This window comes from Chitinophagales bacterium, assembly GCA_017303835.1.
Classification (GTDB): domain Bacteria; phylum Bacteroidota; class Bacteroidia; order Chitinophagales; family Chitinophagaceae; genus JAFLBI01.
Genome location: JAFLBI010000001.1, coordinates 2,046,038 through 2,070,652 on the forward strand (window position 1 = coordinate 2,046,038; position 24,615 = coordinate 2,070,652).

The 24,615-nt window shown below is 43.1% G+C and carries 30 protein-coding genes; 8 read left to right on the forward strand and 22 right to left on the reverse strand.

The annotated features are described in order from the left end of the window. Position 1 precedes the first annotated feature (1 nt). Genes J0L83_09185 through J0L83_09205 form a run of 5 tightly spaced genes read right to left on the reverse strand, consistent with a single transcriptional unit; the run spans position 2 to position 3,100 of the window. On the reverse strand, positions 2 to 457 hold the full coding sequence (locus tag J0L83_09185) for a DUF1801 domain-containing protein (protein MBN8664735.1): 456 nt from the start codon (positions 455 to 457) through the stop codon (positions 2 to 4). Between the two features lie 14 nt (positions 458 to 471). After that, positions 472 to 900 carry a hypothetical protein gene (locus tag J0L83_09190; protein MBN8664736.1) on the reverse strand — a complete coding sequence of 143 codons (429 nt, stop codon included), beginning with the start codon at positions 898 to 900 and terminating at the stop codon, positions 472 to 474. 33 nt (positions 901 to 933) lie between these two features. After that, positions 934 to 1,545, reverse strand: a complete 612-nt coding sequence (locus J0L83_09195; GenBank protein ID MBN8664737.1) for a hypothetical protein — start codon at positions 1,543 to 1,545, stop codon at positions 934 to 936. Positions 1,546 to 1,568: 23 nt separating this feature from the next. Further along, positions 1,569 to 2,819 (reverse strand): hypothetical protein, encoded by a 1,251-nt coding sequence (locus J0L83_09200; GenBank protein ID MBN8664738.1) that lies wholly within the window; start codon positions 2,817 to 2,819, stop codon positions 1,569 to 1,571. A gap of 53 nt (positions 2,820 to 2,872) precedes the next feature. Next, the gene (locus J0L83_09205; GenBank protein ID MBN8664739.1) at positions 2,873 to 3,100 is read right to left on the reverse strand and encodes a hypothetical protein; all 228 of its coding nucleotides are present in this window, start codon (positions 3,098 to 3,100) and stop codon (positions 2,873 to 2,875) included. Positions 3,101 to 3,179: 79 nt separating this feature from the next. Here J0L83_09205 and J0L83_09210 point away from each other — a divergent pair, with 79 nt between their 5' ends. Further along, the gene (locus J0L83_09210) at positions 3,180 to 3,713 is read left to right on the forward strand and encodes a hypothetical protein (protein ID MBN8664740.1); all 534 of its coding nucleotides are present in this window, start codon (positions 3,180 to 3,182) and stop codon (positions 3,711 to 3,713) included. 18 nt (positions 3,714 to 3,731) lie between these two features. On the opposite strand, the gene J0L83_09215 is transcribed toward J0L83_09210, so the two are convergent. From J0L83_09215 to J0L83_09225, 3 genes are all read right to left on the reverse strand, one after another. Next, positions 3,732 to 4,133, reverse strand: coding sequence for a hypothetical protein (locus J0L83_09215; protein ID MBN8664741.1), 402 nt, complete (start codon positions 4,131 to 4,133; stop codon positions 3,732 to 3,734). Between the two features lie 187 nt (positions 4,134 to 4,320). Continuing rightward, entirely contained in the window at positions 4,321 to 5,325 is a 1,005-nt protein-coding gene (gene obgE / locus J0L83_09220; GenBank protein MBN8664742.1) for a GTPase ObgE, read from the reverse strand. Between the two features lie 92 nt (positions 5,326 to 5,417). Next, positions 5,418 to 6,017 (reverse strand): transferase hexapeptide repeat family protein, encoded by a 600-nt coding sequence (locus J0L83_09225; GenBank protein MBN8664743.1) that lies wholly within the window; start codon positions 6,015 to 6,017, stop codon positions 5,418 to 5,420. 89 nt (positions 6,018 to 6,106) lie between these two features. On the opposite strand from J0L83_09225, the gene J0L83_09230 reads away from it, so the two are divergent. Continuing rightward, entirely contained in the window at positions 6,107 to 6,436 is a 330-nt protein-coding gene (locus tag J0L83_09230; protein ID MBN8664744.1) for an antibiotic biosynthesis monooxygenase, read from the forward strand. A gap of 122 nt (positions 6,437 to 6,558) precedes the next feature. Here J0L83_09230 and J0L83_09235 read toward each other — a convergent pair whose 3' ends face one another. Both J0L83_09235 and J0L83_09240 read right to left on the reverse strand, forming a co-directional pair. Continuing rightward, entirely contained in the window at positions 6,559 to 6,978 is a 420-nt protein-coding gene (locus J0L83_09235; protein ID MBN8664745.1) for a hotdog fold thioesterase, read from the reverse strand. Positions 6,979 to 6,983: 5 nt separating this feature from the next. Then, the gene (locus J0L83_09240) at positions 6,984 to 7,760 is read right to left on the reverse strand and encodes an enoyl-CoA hydratase/isomerase family protein (GenBank protein ID MBN8664746.1); all 777 of its coding nucleotides are present in this window, start codon (positions 7,758 to 7,760) and stop codon (positions 6,984 to 6,986) included. Positions 7,761 to 7,847: 87 nt separating this feature from the next. Between J0L83_09240 and J0L83_09245 the strand changes: the two genes are divergently transcribed. Further along, positions 7,848 to 8,876, forward strand: coding sequence for a DUF4421 family protein (locus tag J0L83_09245; GenBank protein ID MBN8664747.1), 1,029 nt, complete (start codon positions 7,848 to 7,850; stop codon positions 8,874 to 8,876). Here J0L83_09245 and paaJ read toward each other — a convergent pair whose 3' ends face one another. The 6 genes from paaJ to J0L83_09275 all read right to left on the reverse strand — a co-directional run bounded on the left by paaJ (position 8,877) and on the right by J0L83_09275 (position 13,305). Further along, the gene (paaJ, locus tag J0L83_09250) at positions 8,877 to 9,365 is read right to left on the reverse strand and encodes a phenylacetate-CoA oxygenase subunit PaaJ (protein MBN8664748.1); all 489 of its coding nucleotides are present in this window, start codon (positions 9,363 to 9,365) and stop codon (positions 8,877 to 8,879) included. Beyond that, positions 9,359 to 10,135, reverse strand: a complete 777-nt coding sequence (gene paaC, locus J0L83_09255; protein MBN8664749.1) for a phenylacetate-CoA oxygenase subunit PaaC — start codon at positions 10,133 to 10,135, stop codon at positions 9,359 to 9,361. Before paaC ends, paaJ begins: the two co-directional genes overlap by 7 nt. A gap of 118 nt (positions 10,136 to 10,253) precedes the next feature. Next, complete coding sequence (gene paaB, locus J0L83_09260; protein MBN8664750.1) at positions 10,254 to 10,619, reverse strand: 1,2-phenylacetyl-CoA epoxidase subunit B; 366 nt, start codon at positions 10,617 to 10,619, stop codon at positions 10,254 to 10,256. A 12-nt stretch (positions 10,620 to 10,631) separates the two neighbouring features. Further along, the gene (paaA, locus tag J0L83_09265; protein ID MBN8664751.1) at positions 10,632 to 11,579 is read right to left on the reverse strand and encodes a 1,2-phenylacetyl-CoA epoxidase subunit A; all 948 of its coding nucleotides are present in this window, start codon (positions 11,577 to 11,579) and stop codon (positions 10,632 to 10,634) included. A 50-nt stretch (positions 11,580 to 11,629) separates the two neighbouring features. Then, the gene (gene paaK / locus J0L83_09270; protein ID MBN8664752.1) at positions 11,630 to 12,709 is read right to left on the reverse strand and encodes a phenylacetate-CoA oxygenase/reductase subunit PaaK; all 1,080 of its coding nucleotides are present in this window, start codon (positions 12,707 to 12,709) and stop codon (positions 11,630 to 11,632) included. Between the two features lie 5 nt (positions 12,710 to 12,714). Further along, positions 12,715 to 13,305 (reverse strand): TetR family transcriptional regulator, encoded by a 591-nt coding sequence (locus tag J0L83_09275; GenBank protein MBN8664753.1) that lies wholly within the window; start codon positions 13,303 to 13,305, stop codon positions 12,715 to 12,717. A gap of 311 nt (positions 13,306 to 13,616) precedes the next feature. Between J0L83_09275 and J0L83_09280 the strand changes: the two genes are divergently transcribed. Then, entirely contained in the window at positions 13,617 to 14,327 is a 711-nt protein-coding gene (locus tag J0L83_09280; protein MBN8664754.1) for a hypothetical protein, read from the forward strand. Beyond that, positions 14,324 to 14,977 carry a response regulator transcription factor gene (locus J0L83_09285; GenBank protein ID MBN8664755.1) on the forward strand — a complete coding sequence of 218 codons (654 nt, stop codon included), beginning with the start codon at positions 14,324 to 14,326 and terminating at the stop codon, positions 14,975 to 14,977. The genes J0L83_09280 and J0L83_09285 overlap by 4 nt, the downstream gene beginning before the upstream one ends. Here J0L83_09285 and J0L83_09290 read toward each other — a convergent pair whose 3' ends face one another. Then, positions 14,978 to 16,015, reverse strand: coding sequence for a 2-oxoacid:ferredoxin oxidoreductase subunit beta (locus J0L83_09290; protein ID MBN8664756.1), 1,038 nt, complete (start codon positions 16,013 to 16,015; stop codon positions 14,978 to 14,980). It lies immediately after the preceding gene. An 87-nt stretch (positions 16,016 to 16,102) separates the two neighbouring features. After that, entirely contained in the window at positions 16,103 to 16,447 is a 345-nt protein-coding gene (locus J0L83_09295; GenBank protein MBN8664757.1) for a carboxymuconolactone decarboxylase family protein, read from the reverse strand. 83 nt (positions 16,448 to 16,530) lie between these two features. On the opposite strand from J0L83_09295, the gene J0L83_09300 reads away from it, so the two are divergent. Beyond that, positions 16,531 to 18,669: a S9 family peptidase gene (locus J0L83_09300; protein ID MBN8664758.1), complete on the forward strand. Its 2,139-nt coding sequence runs from the start codon at positions 16,531 to 16,533 to the stop codon at positions 18,667 to 18,669. 41 nt (positions 18,670 to 18,710) lie between these two features. On the opposite strand, the gene J0L83_09305 is transcribed toward J0L83_09300, so the two are convergent. The 4 genes from J0L83_09305 to J0L83_09320 form a co-directional block, all read right to left on the reverse strand. Then, positions 18,711 to 18,995 carry a hypothetical protein gene (locus J0L83_09305; protein MBN8664759.1) on the reverse strand — a complete coding sequence of 95 codons (285 nt, stop codon included), beginning with the start codon at positions 18,993 to 18,995 and terminating at the stop codon, positions 18,711 to 18,713. A gap of 42 nt (positions 18,996 to 19,037) precedes the next feature. Next, on the reverse strand, positions 19,038 to 20,213 hold the full coding sequence (locus J0L83_09310; protein MBN8664760.1) for an N-acetylmuramoyl-L-alanine amidase: 1,176 nt from the start codon (positions 20,211 to 20,213) through the stop codon (positions 19,038 to 19,040). Positions 20,214 to 20,298: 85 nt separating this feature from the next. After that, positions 20,299 to 22,089: an acyl-CoA dehydrogenase family protein gene (locus J0L83_09315; protein ID MBN8664761.1), complete on the reverse strand. Its 1,791-nt coding sequence runs from the start codon at positions 22,087 to 22,089 to the stop codon at positions 20,299 to 20,301. A gap of 21 nt (positions 22,090 to 22,110) precedes the next feature. Continuing rightward, on the reverse strand, positions 22,111 to 22,551 hold the full coding sequence (locus J0L83_09320) for a MarR family transcriptional regulator (GenBank protein ID MBN8664762.1): 441 nt from the start codon (positions 22,549 to 22,551) through the stop codon (positions 22,111 to 22,113). A gap of 90 nt (positions 22,552 to 22,641) precedes the next feature. Between J0L83_09320 and J0L83_09325 the strand changes: the two genes are divergently transcribed. Together J0L83_09325 and J0L83_09330 are read left to right on the forward strand one after the other, a co-directional pair. After that, on the forward strand, positions 22,642 to 23,448 hold the full coding sequence (locus tag J0L83_09325) for an alpha/beta hydrolase (GenBank protein ID MBN8664763.1): 807 nt from the start codon (positions 22,642 to 22,644) through the stop codon (positions 23,446 to 23,448). A gap of 15 nt (positions 23,449 to 23,463) precedes the next feature. Next, complete coding sequence (locus J0L83_09330) at positions 23,464 to 24,612, forward strand: glycosyltransferase (GenBank protein ID MBN8664764.1); 1,149 nt, start codon at positions 23,464 to 23,466, stop codon at positions 24,610 to 24,612. The last annotated feature ends 3 nt before the right edge of the window (positions 24,613 to 24,615 follow it).

The window sequence follows — 24,615 nt, forward strand, 5'->3', positions numbered from 1 at the left end:
CCTATTTTTTAAAAGCACTTTCATATAGGGTAATCCAATCTGCCGGGCTCATTTTGGCTGCCAGTTCGCCAATTAGGTCAACAGGAATTTGTTCAGGCTTTTTAAAGCGAATGCAGCTCTTGCCCATATCCAGCTTACCCTTGGCGCGTTTGCCATACTCAGTAGTAAACCATTTAAGCAAGGCCGGGTTGGCATAAATACCCATATGGTAGACTGCAATAAAATTCTTCTGTGAAGCAATATTCATGAAAGGCAAAGGATCAGTTGGGTTACAATGATACCCTTTGGGATAAAGCTTGTGTGGTACCACATAACCGATCATCCCATAGTTCATCTGCTCCTGAAAACCTTTGGGCATATTCTTCTTAATCGCTTTGCGTAGGGCTTCCATAGCAGGAAGCCTATCAGCAGGCAATTCCTGCAGATAGGCTTCAACTGTTGTTGCTTTTGATTGCATAATGAGTAGTGTGCTTAGAAAAATAAATTACTCAATGCACTTCCGGCTCCAGAAGGTTTCAACTTCAGGAAGTCGGCAAATTTTGCTGCACCGAGTATCCCCTTCAGTTTTCCAAACAAACCTTGCTGCAGCGGATTGAACTTAGCCAGGTAATCCTTAGGATTGGTACCAGCTAAACTGAGGATACCACTTTTGTCCTTCAGAAAAGAACCAATTGCATCAGTAAGTTGTGGCTTTTGTGCCGCGCCTAAACCAAGTTTACTCGTCAATTCATTTACAATAGAACCGGTAGTTTTCCCAACATCACCAATAGCAGGTGGCTTTACGAAATTCTTCACTGCAGAGGAAGCAGCATCCTGAACAGACTTAGGCAGGGACAACTGGGCTTCAGCTGCGGTAAGTCCGCAAATTGTGATTACAAATGCACAGATAATTTTTTTCATGTGGTTGCTTTATTGTGATTGATGAATGAATACTTATTTCAAAAAGCCTTCTTTTTTCATTTTGTCAAAAACAACAGTAGTAACTTCTGCTACCATTTTGTCTAGTTTGGAAGGATTGCTCGTTGTTGTAAGACCTGTCCAGATGAGCTTATCAGAGCGGAAACTATAGACGTTTGTTTCGATGGAATAATTCTGTGTTGTATTATAACTGCCAGGCGTATAATAAGAGTTCCAACCTACACGCCAGTATCCATGAAATCCGCGGTAATAAACAGGATAAGTGCTGATATTGCCGGGTGTATAATTAACTTCCTTATCAACATCTACCAATCGCATGACAAGCGCACCATCAAATCCGTCATTTTTCAGCTTTGCTTTCCAAACCTCATCACTCTCTTTAATGGAGTTCTGCGTAAGCAGATTATAAGAAACAACGCCCTTGCCATTCATTAGGGAAGCCATCTTGTCCTCTGCACTTCTTCTATTGGCTTCATCCTTCAGCAAAGCAACTACTAACACTTTTTTCAAAGAAGCAGTATCAACTGATACATCAGGATCTCTCCAGCTTTTATCAATACGGGTTGAAGCACAGGAAAAAAACAGCGTTGCACAAAAAAGCAACAGGCATTTAGATAAGATTCTCATGACAAATTTTTAGGAGCTTTAAGTTAGAAAAATTCCTGAAGATTGATAAATATTCCGGAAGAACCTTTTTGGCCAAACCCCATATCTACTGTTACATTGGTTCGCGTTTTCTTACTCATCTTAACGCGAAGCCCTGCGCCATAACCAAGTGCTACAGCACGCAGGAGTGACTGCCCGGAAAGCTTAGCAGAAGCAGTAGTACCATTTAAGAATACCACACCGCCTAAAAGTCGGTTTCTGGTGAGGGGGAAACGATATTCGGCTTCAGAATACAACATACTCTCACCACGAAATCTTCCTTGTATGTATCCCCTGCCGGAACGATTATAGGTATCCCATGCAATTGAAGGCATAGCCAAATAAGGCAGTTTTCCACTAGTCAAGATTTGACCCCAGTTCCATAATGCAAATACATGCTCTTTGCTTGATGGTTTTGGATGCAGATAGAAGCGCAGGTCATAAGAAAACACTTGACTGGGAACATTACTGCCCAGAAATCTAGTGTTCATTCGATAACCCAATTGTGCATACCAACCTTCATAGGTATTGATGGGATTATCCCAAAGTACATTAAGACTTAGCCCATTGGCTGTAGTACGTGTAAGGGGAATATTGTTGCGAATATTGTTCAGGTAATGTGCTGTATAATTAGGCTGTGCATTATTCAAATCCAATGTCTGATCATCAATATTAAAATGATGATCAACTGATAATCCGATACCTGCATACAAAGAGCCTTGTATGCGCCTAAAAACTGACTGATAAAACCGGACATAATTAAACTCCATATCCTGTTCATCTCTACGAAGGGTAACTGGATTACCATTCAGACTTAGCTGATCTGTACCTCCAAAATAAATACCAGTACCATAAGTAGGTTGTGTAAAAAACAATAAGCGCCAGTCGCCCTGTAAAATCCAGTCTCCGCCAGGCAAGTACACATTGCTGCGGGCTATGAAAATGGTTTGATTTTTAGTTGTGACACTTACGTTCACCAGGGCTGAGGAAACCAAAGGGGTGCCTGTACTACCCAGAATTCTACCGAGGCTTACACCAGCCCCAGCTAAAAAACCATAAGGTGGAGAGTAACCAACAACAGGAAGAATATTCAGATAAGTTCTGTTACGCTCCAAAGTATCCACTTCTACAGTGGTAAGATTATTTTTGGTGATCGCTCTTAGAATATCTTTTACGTCTTTCTGTGGAACAGACTGAGCATTACTGAAATGCACAATACATCCTGTCAGGATAAGCAGCAGCAATCTTTTCATCATGAATGAAGTCATTAAATGACTCGCCTAAAATTACATAGATAAGTCCGGATTGTTTACTTAGTCTGTACTTCAACTGCTTGTTCAGTAATTTCAGGTAGGCTGCTTGGCATCTCACCCGGATTAATCGCTGTGTCAGAACTAATTCTCAGTATAATATTGGTATCACAATTGTCCCCATCGCAACAAGGCATGGCGTTGGTTCCACAAACAGGACACTGATAATGCCCATGCACATGAATCAGCTTTACTGCATGTCCACAAAAAAAGCATTGCTGTTGCATCAAACTAAGTTAATACGACTGCTCAGCACATTAAGAAGAAATTCCACACAACTGTGCAAAAGAAAAAATATCTTCATATATGCGCAAACACATCTTAACCCTTTTCTTTCTGTGCCTGAGTTTGCTCAGTCAGGCGCAGCAGGATTCAGCCAGCATCGCCCCAATCATTATCAATAAAGCAGACAGCATGATGCAGATGTTTCTGCAGCGCAACTGGGTTCAATTTGCCCGATTCAACCACAAGGGCGTTAAAGACCTGATGGGTGGCGACGAAGCTTTTATTGCAGCCATCGAAACACAGATGAAAGCTTTACCAGATACCGCTGTGAAAAAAGCCAGCGCAGGTAAACTGCTTCAGATCGTATTCACCAAAACAGATATACAGTGCGTAATTGAACAAATTGTAGAGATTGATTTCTCTGGCATTGTTATGCACTCCATCACACCACTCATTGGCGAATCGCGTGATGGCGGAAAAAACTGGACATTCTTCGACGGATCAGGTTCTACACCACTGATTCAGAACAAGGATATTAAACCCGATCTGAGTGATCAGCTTGTGCTACCTGCTGTAAAAAGAAATATGATACAAAAGAAAGGCACACTGCCATAGCAGTGCGCCTATGTATGATTACTTCTTAATTACCACTACTTCTTCTTCGCTACGTTGCTTAAATTGCACATCGAAACGCTCTTTGTAATTGCTCTTCGAAGATTCAATTACAAACGAAATAGTCTTATAACCCTCGAAACGTGGTAAAGAAAAACGCTTGGTAAAAGTTTTATCAGAAAACTTACCACTGTAAATTTCTTCGCCGCTTTCATCCAGCACAGTCAGGAAGAAATTACTGCCAGAAGGGTTGTTGTACTGCACATGGAACCAGAAATTATCCGCATCAGTACCCAAAAATTTAACGGTAGATTTTGCTGAATTAATCTCAGCTGTTGTGTTACTTACTTTCTCTGCAAATGCAGTGGTGCCGGTCATTACGGCGGTTGCGAGCATACTGCCCATCAGAATCGTTCTTGTCATCTTGCTCCAGTTTGATTGATACATGTTTGTCCGGTTTTTAGTTAAAAATCCGGCAAGGCTAGTCAGAGGTCTTCTTCAATGGAAACAATCGGGAGTAAAGCAGTGTGCGATCGCAATAAATACTGCTGTATACCCTTAATACCTGCAGGTAAGAAAAGGTAACCCAAAATAAAAGCGGAAAATTGAATTAGTCTGTTACAGGCTTGTTAAGTATCTGCCAGAGTGCATCTTTCAATTCCATCAATCCTTGTTGTGTCATGGAAGAGATAAACAAATGCGGCACTTCTTTCGGTAGTTCTTTACTGATGGCTTCTTTCAATTCATCATCCAGCATATCCGACTTACTAATGGCAATCAGAAAATCTTTTTGTAGCATTTCAGGATTATACATTTCCAATTCATTCCTGAGAATATCAAATTCTTTTTTGTGATCATTGCTATCTGCTGGTATCAAAAACAACAACACAGCATTACGCTCAATATGACGCAAGAAACGATGTCCCAAACCCTTTCCTTCAGATGCTCCTTCAATAATACCCGGTAAATCAGCAATACAAAATGATCTGCCCTCGCGGTATTCCACCATACCCAATTGCGGTACCAATGTAGTGAATGCGTAATTCGCAATCTTCGGCTTTGCCGCAGTAATCACTGATAACAAAGTTGATTTACCTGCATTGGGGAAACCCACCAAACCCACATCGGCCAATACTTTCAACTCCAAGGTTTTCCAACCTTCAATACCAGGAATACCCGGTTGCGCATATTCAGGTGCCTGGTTGGTAGCTGTTGCAAAATTGGCATTACCCAATCCGCCCTTACCACCCTTCATCCAAATCACTTCTTGGCCATCTTCTAAAATCTCCGCTTCAATCTCACCTGTTTCTTCATCACGTGCAACAGTACCCAATGGCACTTCAATAATGATGTCCTTACCATCGCGGCCCGTCATATTGTTCTTATTACCAGGCTCACCATGTTCTGCTAATACATTCTTGTAATAACGCAAATGCAGTAAGGTCCACAACTGTGTATTGCCGCGCAGAATAATATGTCCGCCACGACCACCATCACCCCCATCAGGCCCTGCCTGCGGGTTATACTTAGTACGTGCAAAATGCTTGCTGCCCGGACCGCCATTACCGGAGCGACAAAAAATACGGATATAGTCTATGAAGTTTCTTTCAGACACAGTTGTGAATTGCTGCGAAGATAGGCATTATGGAGCGAGCAGCAGTACATACAGCAACACCGCTTGTGTCACTCACTGCATCGCCAACAATCCTACTCAGCTTTTTGCTGCTGATTCCATGTGGTATACACTGCTGCCTGATCAGCATAATGCGCAGGAACTTCTCGAAGTGGCTCACATGGTATTGCTGTTCCATACATCTCAGCCGGCAACTGCTGATACAATTTTGTGCCTTCCGTTTTCCATTCAATCATTTCATCACTCACTTCCTTGATGCGCTTGGCAGGATTACCTACAATCAAACTACGCGCTGGAAATATTTCATCTGCTTTGATAAAACTCAAAGCACCAACAATACATTCATCACCTAAAACCACATTATCCATCACCACTGCATTCATACCTACCAGGCAATTCTTACCAATCGTTGCGCCATGTATCACTGCACCATGGCCAATATGTGCACCAGCATGCAGTGTAACAGTAACACCGGGAAACATATGAATGGTACAATTCTCCTGCACATTACAGCCGTCTTCAATCACAATCTTACCCCAATCGCCACGAATAGCTGCGCCAGGACCAATATATACATCCTTACCAATAATGATATGGCCGGTAACCACTGCTTGTGGATGTACATAAGCACTGGGATGCACTACCGGCTGATATCCTTTGAATGCGTAAAACATAGAATTACTGATTTCGTAAAATGCTTTTCCCGAAACGGCATCACCTGCACTTTTCGGAAGAATAGTTTCGCTGACAACAAATTAAAAGTATGGAGAAAAATTTTGTTGCTGTCAACTACATCCGTTGTACACCTGAATACAGAGAAAGATTTGAATACCTATTTGGTACCAGAAAAAAAGCCATCGATACATTACCCGGCTTTGTAGACATGTATGTGCTAAAACCTAATCAGGATGATGACAACTATTTGGTTGTGAGTTTCTGGACATCAGAACAGGCCTTTCAGGACTGGACTAAGAGCGAAGCCTTTATACAAGGCCATGCGCGCGGTTTTGAAGATATCAGAAAAGCCAAAGCGGCCGGACAGCCATCACCCATGACAAGTGATTTTAAAACCTATCAAGTTATTAGCAGATGAGGCAACTACTCAAAAAAGAGAAACTGCGGAACGCATTGAAGAAACTAGGCCTCTGGGGGTTTCTGTTCTTTCTGGGCAAAGGGATCATCTGGCTGATTCTTGCTTATGTGGTATTCAAGTAATCAGGTAGTCAACCACTCTTTTTCACTTCTGTAATACACACCTTTGAAAAGTGCTACTTTCTCTCCGCGCTGATTGGTAACCGTAGCAGAGTAAATGCAGAAACGATTGGTAAAACTCTCTTCCGTACTTTCGGCAGTAATAACATCACCAATCTTTACTGGTGCAATATGGGCAATGGAGGTTTCCACAGAAACAGCCTGCCTGCCCCGGCTGTTAGAAGCAAAAGCCAGACAGCTGTCGCACAATGCATAAGTTATGCTACCATGTGCAATTTCAAAGCCATTGCACATTTCAGCACGCACCGTCATGCGCAGTTTGCAGTAGCCTTCTCTTTCCTCCACACGCTCAATACCCAGCCAGCTGCTGTAAGCATCTGTCTGCATCATGGTATCGATTATTTTTTTAGCTACTGTTGACATACTGCTTATTTACCTGTAAAAACTGGTTTTCTCTTTTCTACAAATGCTTGTACACCTTCCTTGAAATCTGCTGTTGAAGCCGCTCGCTGCTGCAGCTTGTCTTCATTCATCAACTGCTCATCCAATGTATGCGAAAAAGCCCATTGCAAGGCTTTCTTGGTATACGCCAATCCCTTGGTAGGCATTAGTGCAAGCTGCTGAGCCAATTGCTTAGAAGCATCTGCAAATTGTTCATCTGCATATACTTTATATAACATACCCAATCTTTCTGCTTCCGCGGCATCCACCTTATCGCCCAGCATCATCAACGCACTGGCTTTCTGCCAACCAATCAATCTTGGTAAAAAGAAGGTACCGCCTGTATCGGGTATCAATCCAATTTTGGAGAACGCTTGTATAAAAGACGCAGATGCAGTTGCCACCACAATATCACAACACAAAGCGAGATTGGCACCGGCACCGGCAGCAACACCATTCACAGCGGCAACCACAGGCTTTTCCAAAGCCTGGATTTTGCGTACGATCGGATTGTAATGCTCAGACAAAATTCTGTTCATGCCCGGCCCTTCCGGATCCAATACTTCCTGTAAATCCTGTCCGGCGCAGAATGCTTTTCCATTACCGGTAAGATATACGGCACGGATATTTTCATCTGCAGCACACAAATCCAATACTTCTTGCAAGCGCATAGCCATCGGCCTGTTAAATGCATTGAATTTATCTGGCCTGTTGAGCGTGATATACGCCACATTATCCTGTACGGTAAAAAGAATGGAGTCCATTGGCAAGATTGAGTTACAAACATACAAAAGCCTGCTGAGCTCGCACAATGAAAGAGGATTACTACATTTGAATAGTAACCACTCAGTTTGAGGTATATCATCGTCATACTTGCCTGCTCCATATCTTTTGCATTTGCACAAGACAGCACAAAACGAGTTTCCAAAAAACGGACGGATTATATACTCAGCTACGACTCATTACTCCACATTGATACTTGGTATAGTACCAAACAAACAGAATTGCGCTTATTCTATCCTGACAGATTCAGGATTTTTCTTGCACCCAGCGAAATCAACAATATGCATTTAGGCATTAGTTATCGTTTCGTTGATGCGGGCATCAGCTTTACACCAGGCCTGATCAATCCGGGTAATCCTGCAAAAGGTGAAACCAGCCGCTTTAGTTTGGGCGCAGGTGTTAATTTGAAACGCTGGTATTTGTCCGGAGAACACACGCGTATGAAGGGTTTTTATATGCGTAACAGCAATGATTATCGCACACAACTCGGCAATATCAAATACATCACTTTCCCGGATCTTGAATCTACCACCACACAGTTACTGATACGATACAATGTCAATAGAAATTTCTCTACTGCTGCATTGAAGGGCGGCACGGAAGTACAAAAAAAATCAGCCATTAGTTTTCTGCCTTCCTTGCTATTTGCCAATTATCGCTTACGCAATGCAGTAGCTGATTCTAGCATCAGCAATTCAATAACAAGAAGTACAGATATCAATCTACTCTTACCAATAAGCGCCACCTGGGTGATTACGCCAAAATGGTACTTGAGTGGTTCAGCGGGACCAAGTATTGGCGCCGACTTTTTTAAATCAGACAGTTATAATACCAATAACCAATTGGTTTTACTCAAAGGCACCCGACTAACTACCGGCTATTTGGTACAGACCTCATTAGGTTATAATGGCCAGTACTATTACTATGGTATTGATGCCATGATTCGCTCCTATGCACACCAGATTGAAGAAATAGATAAGATGGAGAAGTATTTCTACAGCATACAAGTGTATCTGGGTATACGTATCCGTGCGCCCAAGTTTTTACGTAAATCGGTTGATTGGGTGAGCAAAACCTCGCCGGTAGCACTGGAATAATCAATGACACTTAAAGTAGTCAAATGGCTCTTTGCAATCGCTGCATTGATACAAAGCTTTGCAGGCAGTAGAGCCAAAAGCACTCACTAATCGGGTATTTGTTGAGTGGCACTGTGGACAAGTAACGCCATCTTCAGGAATAGCAAATTTTTTCTCAGGAGGCGCAATTCCATACGCCTGCAATTTTTGTTTCCCTGCTTCTGTCATCCAATCGGTTGTCCAGGCCGGAGATAGGCGATGTTCGATTTGAAAATGCTGAATACCATTTTCGAGCAATGCCATTCGAATCTGCAGTTGAATCATTTCTGTTGCAGGACAACCAGAATAGGTAGGTGTAATAATAATATGAAAACCATCGTCCTTGAGTTGCACATCACGTACAATACCCAGATCCAGAATACTCAAAACCGGCACTTCGGGATCAGCAACGGTTTCCAGAATGGCATAAATAAATTCAACGGTATGTTGAGTAGTGCTTGTCATTACCATTCGCAACCGGGATAAGCTCGCTGCAGGTATTGCATTTCAGCAAGTATATAACCCAAATGTTCTGTATGAATGCCTTTGCGACCATTGCCCATCCAAGCAGCAGTTTTCGCAGGTGCAGGAACTGCAATAGTGGCTTCTTCAAATACCTTCTCCACAGTTGTTCTCCAATGCGTATACACGAGTTGCAAATCTGCCGCAATGTTTTCCTGAATGAGTTGCGCATCATGATCATCACTTGCAAATAATTCTCCCGTATGCAACCACACTTCATCTAATGCTTTCAGCAATCGATCTTTACTTTCTTCAGTTCCATCACCCAAACGAACCACCCACTCACTACTCCAACGCACATGGTAATCGATTTCTTTCAACCCTTTTTCTGCAACAGCGGCAATCTGTGCATCACTGCTATACATGAGCTGACGATACACACCTTGTTGGTATACACTAAAGAAAAACTCTTTCAATGTTGTCTGTGCCCAGTCGCCATTGGGTAATTCAGCAATATGGTTGTTGTAAAAATCACCTGCATCACGCAAATAAGCCAGACTATCTTCTGTGGCTTGTTGTACAGGATCAGCTGCATTAATCATTTCAGCAGCATGCTGATAAAAATTTCTAGCAGTGCCTACATAATCCAAAGCAAGATTCGCTAAAGCGATATCCTGCTCCAGCACTGGCCCATGTCCACACCATTCACTGCAACGATGCCCCATGATGAGGGCATTATCAGCGAGGTGTAATGTGTATCGTATTAACGGAGAATACATGTTCATTTTTTGTGCAGGTGCTTCTTGACCTGCTTGTCACTTTTGCCTGTTTACCAAAGCTTTAGCGTAACTAAAACTTGTCACTTTTGGATTTTGGCTTTTCACTTTTGCCTTATCCTCACATATGCTTCACCGCATCCGGCAAATCATAGAATGTTGGATGGCGATAAACCTTATCATTTGCAGGATCGTAAAAACTTGCTGCTTCATCCGGATTAGATGCATGAATATGCTTGCTCTCCACCACCCAAATGCTCACGCCTTCCATTCTACGGGTATAGACATCACGGGCATTTTCAATAGCCATCTGTGCATCAGCTGCATGCAAGCTACCCACATGCTTGTGGTCTAAGCCTTGCCTGCTGCGGATAAACACTTCCCACAATGGCCATTCTTGTTTCGCCTGTCCGGTACTGATATCAGCAGCACCATTGCGGCCTTCGCCATAATCGCCGTAGAAATATTTGCAGATATATTGTTTCATAGTATTACTGTTTTATGCAGCATGCTGTTGTGTGCGTGCTGCTTTTTTGGCTGCATGTGCTGCAGCAGCTTCTCTTACCCAAGCGCCATCTTCCCATGCTTTGCGTCGTGTGTCCAGTCTTTGTTTATTGCACGGACCATTACCACTAATCACCTGCCAAAACTCTTCCCAATTGATGGCACCAAAATCATAATGCCCACGCGCTTCATTCCATTTCAAATCCGGATCTGGTAAAGTCATGCCCAAGATTTTCACCTGCTCAGCAATCATGTCTACAAATTTCTGCCGCAGTTCATCATTGCTGAAGCGCTTGATCTTCCAGCGCATGCTTTGCTCGCTGTTGGGGCTGGCATCATCTGTTGGACCAAACATCATGATACTGGGCCACCACCAACGATTGATGGCATCCTGACACATTTTGCGCTGTGCTTCGCTGCCCTTGCTCAGGCTGAGCAATAATTCAAAACCCTGACGTTGGTGAAAGCTTTCTTCCTTGCAGATACGCACCATGGCTCTGGCATAAGGACCATAACTGGCTCTGCACAAAGGCACTTGGTTCATGATGGCTGCGCCATCTACCAGCCAACCAATGGCACCCATATCAGCCCAAGTGAGCGTTGGATAATTGAAGATGGAAGAATATTTGGCTTTGCCGGAGTGCAATTGCTCATACATCTGATCACGGGTAATGCCCAGTGTTTCTGCTGCACTGTAGAGATAGAGACCATGACCGCCTTCATCCTGTACTTTGGCTAGCAAAATGGCTTTGCGGCGAAGCGATGGGGCGCGGGTAATCCAGTTACCTTCAGGCAACATGCCAACGATTTCGCTGTGGGCGTGCTGACTAATCTGACGAATCAGGGTCTGGCGGTATTTCTCCGGCATCCAATCGCGCGGCTCAATGCGGATCTCACGATCAATTTTGTCTTGAAATTGCTTCTCCAGATCAATGGTATTCATATCAAATGATTGGTATTCAAAATTAACAAGAAAAGCTACCAATTGTTAGCTTAACGATAGTCGTAGTCTACAACCACTTGTTCTGTGCGTGGGTGACTCTGACAGGTTAGGATAAAACCTTGCTCAATCTCCTCTGGTTCCAGTCCGTAGTTTACATCCATATCCACTTCGCCTTCAATCAGCTTAGCCTTGCAGGTACAGCAAACCCCACCCTTACAGGCAAAGGGAAGATCAGCGCCCTGTTTCAAAGCCGCATCCAAAATACTCTCACCTTCAAAAGGCAATTTGAAATCGAAGCTCCGGCCGTCAAGTTTCACGATGATCTTGCTGGCTGGGGCATTATCCGATTGCACTTTTTTCACCTGTTGCTTTCTAGCAAGTACTCCTGCTGTTGTAAACAGTTCTACATGAATTTTCTTAGGATCGACCGACTGGGCTTTCAAATAATCGCGCACTGCGAGTGTCATTTCTTCCGGACCACAAATGAAAAATGCATCTGCTTTATCCAATTTGATTAGGCTTGAGGAAAGCGCGGCACATTTATCTGCCGTAATCCTGCCAGATTGAATAGGCGCATCCATTTTTTCCCTGCTCAATACATGAATGAGACTAAATCTTTCCATGTATTTATTCTTCAAAGCTTCTAACTGTTCTTTGAAAATGATAGACGCTTTGCTACGATTACCATAGACGAGAATCACCTGACTATGTGGTTCAGCAACCAACACTGTTTTGATAATAGACAAGATGGGTGTAATACCACTACCAGCCGCAAAGCATACATATTGTCTAGCTTGATCAGGTTGAATAGCAGTATAAAACTTTCCCATGGGTGGCATCACATCCAATGTATCACCGGGTTTCAATGACTCGTTCGCATAAGTGCTGAAAACACCGCCCTCTACTTTTTTGATAGCAATGCGCCATTCTTTATCCAATGGAGAGCTGCACAAAGAATAAGATCTTCTAACTTCTTCTCCGTTGATCTGTGTTTTCACTGTCAGGTATTGACCTTGCGTGTATGCAAAGCTCTCTTTCAATGCTGCAGGCACATCTAGTGCAACAGATACACAATCATTGGTTTCTTTTCTAACCGATTTTACCCTGATGGGTTGAAAATGCAGAGACATGAGCGTTATTTTCTGAGACCATCCACCATGATGGTGACCATGTTTTCTTCCAATTCTATTCCACTGATCTTTGCTGTTGAACGATGCCAGCTTTCGATACCACTAACAGCATGCAGCATAATCAATACAGCAGTAGGCGCATCAATTGATTTGATTTCACCAGCAACAATGCCTTTTTCTATGATGGCTGCAAAGCGCTTGCGATAAGTGCGTCGCTGATTTTGAAAATTGGATAGATATGGATCCGTGAGGTGCTTCCACTCGCGATCGCTCACATACACTTCCTCATATTGATGCAGCATTTCATTGATATGAAAACGCAACAGCTTTTCAACCTTAATGATGGCTGAAACATTTTCCAGTTCAATTGATTCCATATGGCTCATGAAACGATTGGCCACATTGAAGCATATTACATGGAGTATCTCTGTCTTGGAGTGAATATGGTTATACAAACTGGCCGCTTCTACTCCAACGGCATCTGCGAGTTCGCGCATGCTGGTGGCTTTATAGCCCTTCTCCCGGAACAGCGAAGCTGCTTTACTGACAATGATGTCTTTGCGGGAGGAATGTTCATCAACCTTGATTCTTGCCATAAGGCAAATATAAAACTAACAGTCGTTAGCGGAAAAGAAAGTTTCTGTTAGTTCCCAAAAAAACAACAGCTGCTAGAAAGCAGCCAGTTGTTATGTTTAACCCCCAATGAAATTTTGCGCCTTCACTGTTTAAACACGGATACAAACATAACAGCCTGGTTTTTCTTCCACAATGGGAAATTTCCCGTTTTTTCAGGGGGGTGTTTTTCTGCAAAATACCCGTTAAATAACGGGGTAAAGTACCGTTACTTACCCCTCCCTGCCTTAAAATCAAGCCATTAAATTGCAGCTTAACAGAAGTATCCAATCCTATGACAAATCTGATACTGGCAGGTATGCTGGGCGCAGGAATGACCATTCTTGTATACTGGCTGTATGGGAAGTGGCGACCCAAGCAATCGGGCGCTGTGCATCTTGCAGGTGTTGATCTGGCCAAGGCTGTCTTGTGTACTTACTATTGTAGAAGAATCAGCAGGCAGTTGCATGATGGTTTGTCGCAAGACATGAGTTTAATGAAACTCAATTTGCATTTGTTTCATAATAATCAGCAGGAAGCGCATTTGAAACAAATGCAGGAATTGGTGGAAAAGGGGATAATAGAACTGAGGCGTATCAGCAGGAAAATGCAACCAGAGGAAATTGATGGAGCGGGCATCCTGCATGCATTAGAAATGGAATTACAGTTTATCCATAAAAACTTTCAGATCAGCTGTAGCATTGATGATCCGGAAGAACTGCTTCAAAAAGCGAGATCTGGCAATCTGATAATCTATAGTCTGCTGGAAGAAATGATTCTAAATGCAGCTATCCATTCGAAAGCTTCGCAAATTCAGCTAGTAGCTGAAACCCTGAACAACCGACAAAGTTTCTTGGTAAGAGATAATGGTATAGGATTCGATACCCAAAAAACACCGATGGGTATGGGTATCACTTATATGATGGAACAGGCAAAAAATCTAGGGGCCAATCTAACCATTAAGACCAGCCCTGGTGAAGGAACTTGTATTGAACTAGTTTTATGAACAATGAAAAAATTAAATTGGCTTTAGTAGATGATCATGCGTTAATGCGTAAGGGTTTGGCCAATCTGATTGAAGCTTTTGGAAATTGTACTATTGTACTTGAAGCAAACAACGGCGAAGACTTATTTCAGAAATTAGCTACCCAGCCTGCTCCTGATATTGTGTTGATGGATATACATATGCCGGGAATGAATGGCTATGATGCAACAGAAAAACTAACCAAAGCATACCCGAAAATCAAAGTGCTTGTTTTAACTGTAATTGATCACGAATCTGCTGTTATCAGAATCATGCGAAAAGGAGCAAGAGGGTATCTGCTCAAAGACACAAGTCCGAATGAATTAAAACGCGCCATCACAGAAATACACCAGAAGGGCTACTTTCTGAACGATATTGTTGGCAATAAGCTCATCAATAATCTTCGAGAACTCTCGGAACCGGAAGAAGGTTATGCACTACTAACTGAAAGAGAAATTGAATTTCTTCAGCATTGTTGCACAGATTTATCCTATCGGGAAATAGCTGAAAAAATGTGCGTGAGCTTTCGCACGGTAGATGGCTACCGCGAAAGTTGCAGTGAGAAATTACAGGTAAAATCCAGAATAGGTTTTGTTACCTACGCCATTAAAGAAGGTCTGGTTAGGCTTTGATTAAGCAATCTCCCAAACTTCGCGGCCACGCAGTAATTTGTCCAGATCACCCTTGCCTTTTGCAGCAATGATGTCCTGAATTTGTAACTGCATCATCTCTTCATAGCATGGGCGTTCTGTTTCATAGAACACACCAAATGGTCTTGGGAAATGATCTGGCTTGGAAGGATCATCAAACATGCGGATCAGGATTTGTGCTTTGTGGTAATCATGCTCATCATGCACCCAGCAATCATCCGCACTATACTCGCCACCCAATTCCACCACAACAGGTTTGAAACCGTCTAAGCGAATGCCTTTGTTTTGTGTAGCACCAAATACCAGTGGTTTACCCTGCTCCAGGAATAATGTTTCTTCCGGCTTGGTGGCTTTCTCTGTGAATACTTCAAAAGCACCATCATTAAAGATGTTGCAGTTTTGATAGATCTCTAAGAAAGATGCACCCTTGTGCTTTTGCGCACGTGTAAGCATATACTGCAGGTGCTTGGGATCACGATCCATACTGCGGCCAATAAATGTAGCATCTGCACCCATGGCCAGCGCCAGTGGATTGAATGGATGATCAATACTACCGAAAGGTGTACTCTTGGTAATCTTATGCTCTTCAGAAGTAGGAGAATACTGTCCCTTGGTTAAACCGTAGATCTGGTTATTGAAGAGCAGGATATTGATATCGAAATTTCTTCTGAGCAAATGAATGGTATGGTTACCACCAATACTTAAGCTATCACCATCACCGGTTACTACCCACACACTCAATTCAGGGCGACAAGCTTTCAAACCACTCGCGATGGCTGTTGCGCGACCATGGATAGAGTGCATACCATATACATTCATATAGTATGGGAAACGGCTACTGCAACCAATACCACTGATGATTACGATATCTTCCTTAGGAATGCCCAGTGTAGGCATTACTTTCTGTACTTGTGCCAGAATAGAATAATCTCCACAACCCGGGCACCAGCGCACTTCCTGATCTGTTGCGAAATCTTTAGCGGTTAATACCGGTGTATTGGCAGTAGCAGTTGCACTCATGATAATAACATTAAGGTTCTTAAAGTTAGGCCTTAGGGCTTATTCCTGCAATAAAATACAAAAACCCTTTCCCGAACATGATTTTTCTCATCCCTGCTGCAGGGCTTCCCAATATTCAGCAGCACGGCGGGTATGCGGAATTACAATGGTTCCACCCACAATATTCGCCACAGCAAATATTTCATACACGACATCCGTATTTACGCCTAATTCGTGGCATTTACCCAGGTGGTATTTGATACAATCATCACAACGCAGCACCATACTGGCAACCAAGCCCAGCATTTCTTTGGTCTTTTTATCCAAAGCACCCTCATCATAGGTATTGGTGTCCAGGTTCCACAAGCGCTTCATCACCAGATTATTCTTGGAGAGAATCACTTCGTTCATCCGCGTTCTGTAGTCGTTAAACTCTTGTACTAATTGAGACATCGCTGAATTTTTAGTGTGTAAATGTACAAAAGGCAAGGTGCCCGCACAGAATATTTGTACATTGAATGCCTAAATAACAACGCATGAAAAAGCTTGTTCTCATTTTTTTCCTGATTCCGCTAAGTCTGTTTGCGCAAAGCGGAAAAACACCCATGAAAGTGACCGATCTGCTGAAAGTAAAGCAGGTGAGCGGGGGCAGCATTCATCCTGATGGTCAAAAAATTTTGTACTCCGTCAACAGCATCGAACCTGAAGCTACCAGCAAGTGGGAATACCGATATAATAACCAACTCTGGCTCTATGCCAATGGCAGCAGCCGACAGCTTACCAGTGGTGGTGGCGGACAGGCAGCTTGGTCGCCCGATGGCAAACAACTGGCTTTTGTGCGTGCTGCTGAAGGTAGGCCACAAATCTTTCTGCTGAATTTAGATGGGGGCGAACCCGTACAGCTTACGCAATCCAAATATGGAGCCGGCCAGCCTAAATGGTCGCCCGATGGTAGCAAGATTGTATTCAGTGTCAATATTCCGCTCGCAGAACTCATCTCAGACCCTACTTTCAACCCCGGTGGCAAAATGCCAGAATGGCCTTATGAAAAGCCGGGCTTTACCAATAATAGCAACCTGCAGCCCAATAAAGCCATCCCAAATCCTGATGGTAATACAGAAGAAATTCGTGCTTATCTGGCACAGAATGAAAAAGACAGAAAGGCGAAAGTCATCACCAAGCTGAATCTGCAGGAAGAAGCGACTGTATCGAATGAGATGAGTTTCAGTCACCTCATGATTATGGATGCCAAACCGGGTAGTAAAGCGACTGCACTGACAAATGGCTTCTACAGTTTCAATGGCGCTGCATTTACAGGCAATGGTGCGCAAGTAGTAGTGAGTACAGATATTGATGCTACAGAACATCCCGATCGTTCTTTGGAATCAGAGATTTATCTGTTGAATGCAGATGGCAGTGGCATGAAAAAGTTGCTGGGCAAAAAAGACATGAGTTATAACAGCCCCACACCTTCACCATCCGGTAAGTGGTTGGCTTTCCAGTACGGACCAACAGGTTTTGTAAGTGTGCCAGCTTTAGCCATTATGCCGCTTGGTGGTACTGAAAAGGATATAGTGACGATTCCATTCGACAGAAATAAGGGAAATCTAGTATGGAGCGCAGATGAACAAGCCATTTGGTTTACTGCTCAATCCAACGGCGGAACAGTTTTATGCAAGGCCAACCTGAGCAATAAGAAAGTAGAAGTACTCACTGATTACAACAGTGGTATCAGTAGTTATGATATCAAGGGTAATCTGGTTGCCTTCAGCAAAATCATGGTAGAGAATCCATCAGAACTCTACACCAGTGATTTGAGTTTGAAAAATCATCAGCGCATCAGCAATTTCAATCATGACTGGGTAAGCGAGCGCATCCTCAGTATGCCGGAGAAAAGAACATTCAAGAATGAGAAAGGCATGACGGTGGAGTACTGGGTAATGAAGCCGGCCAATTATCAGGCAGGAAAAAAATATCCGGCCATTTTAGAAATCCATGGTGGGCCTTCGGCGATGTGGGGCCCGGGTGAAGCCAGCATGTGGCATGAATTTCAATACTATGCTGCGCAAGGTTATGCAGTGGTATATAGCAACCCACGCGGTTCAGGTGGTTATGGATTGGATTTTCTACGCGGTAATATCAATGATTGGGGTGCGGGGCCTACCAGTGATGTACTCACTGCTTTGGATAAAGCTGTGGGCGAAGGATTTATAGACACAGCAAGACTGGCTGTTACTGGTGGTTCTTATGCTGGCTATTTAACTGCTTGGATCATCAGTCATGACCAACGCTTCAAAGCAGCTTGCGCACAGCGCGGCGTGTATGATCTGCGCACTTTCTTTGGAGAGGGCAATGCATGGCGATTGGTACCTAATTATTTTGGCGGCTATCCTTGGAATGCGGCTACTAAAACGATACTGGAGCGCGAATCGCCCATTAACTATGTAGAAAATATCAAAACACCTTTCATCATTTTCCATGGTGAAAACGATTTACGTACCGGTGTGATACAAAGTGAAATGCTCTACAAGAGTCTGAAAGTTTTAGGTAGAACAGTAGAGTATGTGCGCCACCCGGGTGCTACGCATGAAATCACGCGCAGCGGTAATAACCGCCAACGCATTGATCAAATGCTTAGGACGATGGAATTCTTTAATCGATTCATACAACAGTAACTAATCAAATAAAAATCCCCCACAAAACTGCGGGGGATTTTTTATATCAGTTGTTCTACTTGCTTTCGGAAATATTCAAATTCCAAGTTACCCTTGAGGTAAACATCATTCATGACTTGTTTTAGCAGTTCAGTGAACGATTGTCCGCTGTTTCGTTCATAACGCACTACATCATTGTGGTCAGTGAGTCTTTCGTCAGCAATATCATCACGATATTCACGCCACATATGTAGTAAAGTAGTGGGTGCATGCTTATATACCTGCTGAAAATACTGATGACATTTCTGGTAGTCCTGCCAGAAACCGGGTTGAGCATATTGTTCCATTGGTGACAGATTTAATTTGTCTTCAATGGATATTGGAATGGATTATTTCAATTGCTTCAGCCAATCACGAACACCACGGTACACTTTATCTGCAACTGCCTTGTGAAACTTAGGATCACGAATACGTTGTTCATCTTCCGGATTACTCAGAAAAGCAACTTCCACTAAGGTATTGGGAAAGTCGGTTGGTGCATTCAACATGAAATTGAAATTACCCACATTGGCAAACTCATTCAATTCCAGTTCCAGCATACGATTTAAAACAGCTGTGCTGAGTGGTCTAAAACCAATATGCTTGTAATATGTACTTACGCCTTTTACTTCAGGCTTACCGGATGAATTCAAATGGAAGCTGATTAGGATATGCGGCTTTTGTTCCTGCAGCCACAATACCCTATCTACATTGTTGATGCTGGTATCATTGCTGCGCACCATGATGGTGCTAACACCTTTGCGCTTAAGCTGCTTTTCGAAAGCTTTTGCAAACAACAGTGTGTATTCTTTTTCAAGAATACCTGTATTAATACCTTTTGCGCCGGTATTGGTACCACCGTGACCAGCATCAATAGCAATCACCAAATCGCTGATGTGTTTTGGATTAGGTTGTCTGCGTACACGTACTTGTAAAGACTTACCTCTGTAGCCAATGCTGTATCCCCAATGCTGTTGATGTACTAACTCAATCGTTATGCGCACCACATCATCTTCTACCTGATTGAAATACACATTCTTCACTTCTTTCAGTGAACGAAACTGCGTAATCCAGTTACTATTACTCTGTACCCCATATACATCCAACATGATTTTTGCTGGTGCAATTTCCATCCAGCTTTTGTAAGGGAGTTTCTCATCCATACTCAGTGCAAGCAAATCCACCATTTCAGTTTCGTTACCGCGTGTACTCCAGGAATTGAGCAAGTAAAATGGCTTTTGCTTAAGTGCCGTATCCTTACTGATGTATTGCTTTTCAAGATAAGCACTATGGTATTGTGATAATTGTACTTTATACAAATCATCTGCTGAGTCAACCACTTTCAACAGAATGCCTGTATCGATATAGCCCATCTTAGCGCCTCCCAAACGATCATCCCCCAAGCCATAGGCCAGCATGGGTAGTTTGCCAACAGATTTACCCAGCCAATAAGCAGGTTTATTTCCGTTTTGTGCTGTTGCAAGCGTCGTCATCAACAACAGCAATGCTGTACAGCAATGCTTCATGTAGGGGGTTTTAGGATTACTAAATATAAAAAGACCACCTCGTTTCACAAAACAAGGTGGTCTATAATTTATCTTAATGGTTGCTTTAGAAGCAATAGCTGTTCTTCGCAATCATTTCTTCAGCAATACGTCTGCGGGCTGCAATGGCATTGAAAGGCTCCACTTTGGTGAAACGCTTCAGACCAATATGCATCATGCGCAGCTCATCGCCTTCTGCAAATCTGTTCAATGCATCCTTACCTGCTTTGTTGATACGGTCGGCAGCATCATAGAGATAAGTACGCATCATATCTGCTTGAAGGCTGTTGGTATTACCTGTAGCATCCGCCATTTTCATCACACGCAGTAAGGCGCTTTCTGCATTAAAAGTTTGAATAGCCATATCCGCAATCGCCATCAATACTTCCTGTTCTTTCTCTAATTGCATCATCAGCTTTTGAACAGCAGCACCGGCAACCATCAGGATGGCTTTCTTAAAATTGTTGATGTATTTCACTTCTTTAGCGAATGCACCTTCCTCTTCTGCGCCGAAATCTGGAATGCTCATCAGCTCTTTCTGAACATTCATGGCAGGTGTCATCAGATCCAACTTACCCTTCATGGCACGCTTTAATACCATATCCACGGTCAACAAACGGTTGATCTCATTGGTACCTTCATAGATACGATTGATACGGCTGTCGCGATATGCTTTAGAGATGATGTATTCATCGCTGAAGCCATTACCACCATGAATTTGTACGCCTTCATCCACCACATAATCCAACACTTCACTGCCATCAACTTTCAGCATAGCGCACTCAATGGCATACTCTTCCGCTGCACCTAACAAAGCATCAGCGAAAGCTTTGCCTGATTGCATCAATTCATGTTCTTTATCATCGATCAATTTAGCAGAACGGTAGAGTGCGCTTTCACACACCCAGATACGGATAGCCATTTCAGCAAGCTTATGCTTGATAGCGCCAAACTTGGCAATTGGCATCTTAAACTGCTCTCTGGTAACTGCGTACTGAACAGAAGTAGTTGCTGCATGCTTGGAACCACCAAGGGCTGCTGCACACAGTTTCAAACGACCAATATTCAGGATATTGAAAGCGATTACATGGCCTTTACCGATTTCACCTAGTACATTTTCAACAGGCACTTTACAATCCTGGAAGTACAACTGCACAGTGGAAGAACCTTTGATACCCATTTTGTGCTCTTCTGCACCTTGGGTAAAGCCTTCCATACCACGCTCTACAATGAAGCCGGTGAATTTATCACCGTCAATCTTTGCGAATACGGTGTACACATCTGCAAAACCACCGTTGGTGATCCAGCATTTTTGTCCATTCAGGATATAGTACTTACCATCTTCACTTAATTTGGCTGTAGTCTTGGCACCCAATGCATCAGAACCACTGTTGGGCTCTGTTAAGCCATAAGCACCCTTCCACTCACCACTGGCAAGCTTGGGAATATATTTTTGCTTCTGCGCTTCTGTACCAAAGTAGAGAATAGGCAGTGTACCGATACCGGTATGTGCGGCAATAGCAACAGAGAAAGAATGTCCGCCACCCAAACCTTCATTCACAATGGTGGAAGTAATAAAGTCCTTGTTGAGTCCGCCGTATTCTTCCGGAAAAGAGGTAGAGAGCAAACCCTGCTCACCCGCTTTTTCCAGCAGCGATGGCATCAGGCCCGGCTCCAGTTTGTCGATACGCTCAACGATGGGCAATACTTCTGTCTGCAGAAATTGCTGACACATGTCCATCACCATGCGTTGTTCCTCATTGAAATCCTCCGGTGTGAAGGTGTTGAACGGATTACTTTCCTTGATCAGCCACTCCCCACCTTTCAGGGCAGCAGCCTGCTGTGTTGTGGTACTCATGGTACTTACTATTTAAAAGTTTTATATCAGGTTATCGTATACACGTTGTAATACCTGCCTAACCGTTTCTATCTCTGTCTTGGTAACACCAACCAATGCTTCATCCATGGTTTGGTTAGCGAGATCAATGGTAATCTGTTGCAAGCCTCTTGCAGCTTCTGTTAAACAAACCAGGTTAATGCGTCTGTCTGTTTTTGAAGGCATGCGCTTCACGAGGTTTTGTTTCTCCAGATTATCAATGAGTCTGGTGATGCTGGGCTTATCGCGGAAAGTGCGGTTGCACAATTCCTGCTGGCTCAAGCAATCTTCCTTCCACAAGTGATAGAGTACACTCCACTGCTCAATCGTTATTTCCAATCCTGCCTGACGAAAATTCTTCTGCAAGCGTCGTGCCACAGCTGTAGCAGCCATACCGTTGATGACGCTGTAGAGTTCGCCCCGCTTAAATTGGTTGTTTGGCATATAGTTAGTTATGCAACTATTTCCAAAATAAATCCGTTTCTTTGAATCCGCCAAGGTTCAGACCTTAAAATTTCCGGCAGAATTTTAACAGTGTCAGGACAAATCATCCATTATCGCCAATCACAGATTCACTACCATCGCTATGGCAGCGGATCCCGCGTCTTGCTTTGCTTCCATGGATTTGGTGAATCTGGTAAACATTTCGCTTTTCTGGAAAAAGCACTGGGTGCCGATTTTACGCTATATGCGATTGATATGCCTTTGCATGGACAAACCCAATGGCAGGAAGGCTTACTAATAGAACCCGAAATGCTTTGGGAATGGCTGCACTTGATGGGTATTGCTGCATCAGCGCCGCTTTATTTACTCGGTTATAGCATGGGTGGAAGGATTGCCCTGCATTTACTCACCATGCAACCCCAACGTATTGCAGGAATTGTTTTAGTTGCACCCGATGGTATTTATGTAAATCCCTGGTATTGGATAGCCACACAAACGAGTTGGGGTAATCGATTATTCAAGGCAACCATGGAAAATCCATCCTGGTTTCTGGGTTTATTGCGCTTTGCAGAAAAGAGGGGCTTACTGAATAAAAGCGTTACCAAATTTATACATCATTACCTCCACGATGGTGCGATACGAACAGCACTGTATCATCGTTGGACCACTATGCGACGCTTTAAACCAAGCAAAACAAAAGTGCTACAGACATTGAAGCATAAGGATCAAAGGCTTCAGATTCTTTATGGCAAATATGATCGCATCATTACACCTAAATATGGAAAACGCTGGCAATCAGCTGCGCCGAATCAGATACAGATTACACTGATAGATGGGGGCCATGTACTCCTGCAGGAAAAATATGCTGCACAGATTGCCGCTGCTTTGAACTGCTAATTGTTTCTTTGCAAGATGTGGTTCGCTTTTGTCAGTTTATCAATTGGTATTGTTTGCATCGTGTATGCAGCAGCTATCCTGATTTACCGATACTGGTATCTGCAGTTGAAACCTTTCCAGATTTCTGCCACCTATCAACCAAAAACACGTTTTAGTATAATTGTACCTGCAAGAAATGAAGCAGCACATATTACACATTGTGTAAAGTGCATCTTACAGCAAAACTATCCTGCTGATTTATTTGAGCTCATTGTGATTGATGATCACTCAGAGGACAATACCGCAAAGCTTGTGCAAGCTTTGCAGCAAGTACATCCAAACCTGAAGCTCATTTCACTGCAAGAAGAATTGGGTGGTGTATACCTCAACTCTTATAAAAAGAAAGCAATTGAAATTGCTATTGGATATGCTACCGGCGATTGGATTATTACCACAGATGCAGACTGCCAAATGGGTACACAATGGCTACAGCACTATGATGCAATGATTCAGGCAAAGAATCCTGTTTTCATTGCTGCGCCTGTTGATTTCATTACCGATGGCTCTACCCTTGCTAATTTTCAGAAGATTGATTTCATGGGACTGCAAGGTGTAACTGCTGGTGCTGTCTATGCAGGCTTTCACAGCATGTGTAATGGCGCTAACCTTGGCTATCTGAAAACGGCGTTTCATGAAGCAGGAGGATATATTGATATTGACCGCATTGCCAGTGGAGATGATATGCTGCTGATGCATAAAATAAAAAAGCTATACCCCAAACGAATGGCTTTTCTGTTTGCACAGGAAGCCATCGTACGTACACATCCAATGCCAGACTGGAAAAGTTTTATCAATCAACGTATCCGTTGGGCAAGCAAGGCAGATAAGTACACAGATAAAAGCATATTCTATGTATTGGCTGTGGTGTATTTATTTAATCTCTCACTGCTTGTAATGCCTTTGATCAGTATCTGGCAGCCCGATTTATTCTGGTTATGGCTCTCCTGTATGCTCATCAAAAGTTTAGCTGAATATTCATTTGCAGTTCACCTTTGCCAATTTTTCGGTTATCGCATCAGCATCAAACTTTGGTATTTTCCTTTCCAACATATTGCCTATACTGTTATTGCTGGGTGGTTAGGCAAGTTCGGTACTTACCAATGGAAGGGCAGAAAAGTAAAATGAGTT

Excerpts from the sequence above, each read along its gene's own strand:
- J0L83_09185 (MBN8664735.1), bottom strand. The coding sequence starts at position 457 with ATGCAATCAAAAGCAACAACAGTTGAAGCCTATCTGCAGGAATTGCCT.
- J0L83_09310 (MBN8664760.1), bottom strand. The coding sequence starts at position 20,213 with ATGAAGCATTGCTGTACAGCATTGCTGTTGTTGATGACGACGCTTGCA.
- paaJ (MBN8664748.1), bottom strand. The coding sequence starts at position 9,365 with ATGGTAATGACAAGCACTACTCAACATACCGTTGAATTTATTTATGCC.
- paaA (MBN8664751.1), bottom strand. The coding sequence starts at position 11,579 with ATGAATACCATTGATCTGGAGAAGCAATTTCAAGACAAAATTGATCGT.
- paaC (MBN8664749.1), bottom strand. The coding sequence starts at position 10,135 with ATGTATTCTCCGTTAATACGATACACATTACACCTCGCTGATAATGCC.
- J0L83_09210 (MBN8664740.1), top strand. The coding sequence starts at position 3,180 with ATGCGCAAACACATCTTAACCCTTTTCTTTCTGTGCCTGAGTTTGCTC.
- J0L83_09240 (MBN8664746.1), bottom strand. The coding sequence starts at position 7,760 with ATGGACTCCATTCTTTTTACCGTACAGGATAATGTGGCGTATATCACG.
- J0L83_09320 (MBN8664762.1), bottom strand. The coding sequence starts at position 22,551 with ATGCCAAACAACCAATTTAAGCGGGGCGAACTCTACAGCGTCATCAAC.
- J0L83_09315 (MBN8664761.1), bottom strand. The coding sequence starts at position 22,089 with ATGAGTACCACAACACAGCAGGCTGCTGCCCTGAAAGGTGGGGAGTGG.
- J0L83_09195 (MBN8664737.1), bottom strand. The coding sequence starts at position 1,545 with ATGAGAATCTTATCTAAATGCCTGTTGCTTTTTTGTGCAACGCTGTTT.
- J0L83_09300 (MBN8664758.1), top strand. The coding sequence starts at position 16,531 with ATGAAAAAGCTTGTTCTCATTTTTTTCCTGATTCCGCTAAGTCTGTTT.
- J0L83_09280 (MBN8664754.1), top strand. The coding sequence starts at position 13,617 with ATGACAAATCTGATACTGGCAGGTATGCTGGGCGCAGGAATGACCATT.
- J0L83_09290 (MBN8664756.1), bottom strand. The coding sequence starts at position 16,015 with ATGAGTGCAACTGCTACTGCCAATACACCGGTATTAACCGCTAAAGAT.
- J0L83_09295 (MBN8664757.1), bottom strand. The coding sequence starts at position 16,447 with ATGTCTCAATTAGTACAAGAGTTTAACGACTACAGAACGCGGATGAAC.
- J0L83_09200 (MBN8664738.1), bottom strand. The coding sequence starts at position 2,819 with ATGATGAAAAGATTGCTGCTGCTTATCCTGACAGGATGTATTGTGCAT.
- J0L83_09215 (MBN8664741.1), bottom strand. The coding sequence starts at position 4,133 with ATGACAAGAACGATTCTGATGGGCAGTATGCTCGCAACCGCCGTAATG.
- J0L83_09225 (MBN8664743.1), bottom strand. The coding sequence starts at position 6,017 with ATGTTTTACGCATTCAAAGGATATCAGCCGGTAGTGCATCCCAGTGCT.
- J0L83_09230 (MBN8664744.1), top strand. The coding sequence starts at position 6,107 with ATGGAGAAAAATTTTGTTGCTGTCAACTACATCCGTTGTACACCTGAA.
- J0L83_09305 (MBN8664759.1), bottom strand. The coding sequence starts at position 18,995 with ATGGAACAATATGCTCAACCCGGTTTCTGGCAGGACTACCAGAAATGT.
- paaK (MBN8664752.1), bottom strand. The coding sequence starts at position 12,709 with ATGTCTCTGCATTTTCAACCCATCAGGGTAAAATCGGTTAGAAAAGAA.
- J0L83_09275 (MBN8664753.1), bottom strand. The coding sequence starts at position 13,305 with ATGGCAAGAATCAAGGTTGATGAACATTCCTCCCGCAAAGACATCATT.
- J0L83_09330 (MBN8664764.1), top strand. The coding sequence starts at position 23,464 with ATGTGGTTCGCTTTTGTCAGTTTATCAATTGGTATTGTTTGCATCGTG.
- J0L83_09285 (MBN8664755.1), top strand. The coding sequence starts at position 14,324 with ATGAACAATGAAAAAATTAAATTGGCTTTAGTAGATGATCATGCGTTA.
- J0L83_09190 (MBN8664736.1), bottom strand. The coding sequence starts at position 900 with ATGAAAAAAATTATCTGTGCATTTGTAATCACAATTTGCGGACTTACC.
- J0L83_09235 (MBN8664745.1), bottom strand. The coding sequence starts at position 6,978 with ATGTCAACAGTAGCTAAAAAAATAATCGATACCATGATGCAGACAGAT.
- J0L83_09205 (MBN8664739.1), bottom strand. The coding sequence starts at position 3,100 with ATGCAACAGCAATGCTTTTTTTGTGGACATGCAGTAAAGCTGATTCAT.
- paaB (MBN8664750.1), bottom strand. The coding sequence starts at position 10,619 with ATGAAACAATATATCTGCAAATATTTCTACGGCGATTATGGCGAAGGC.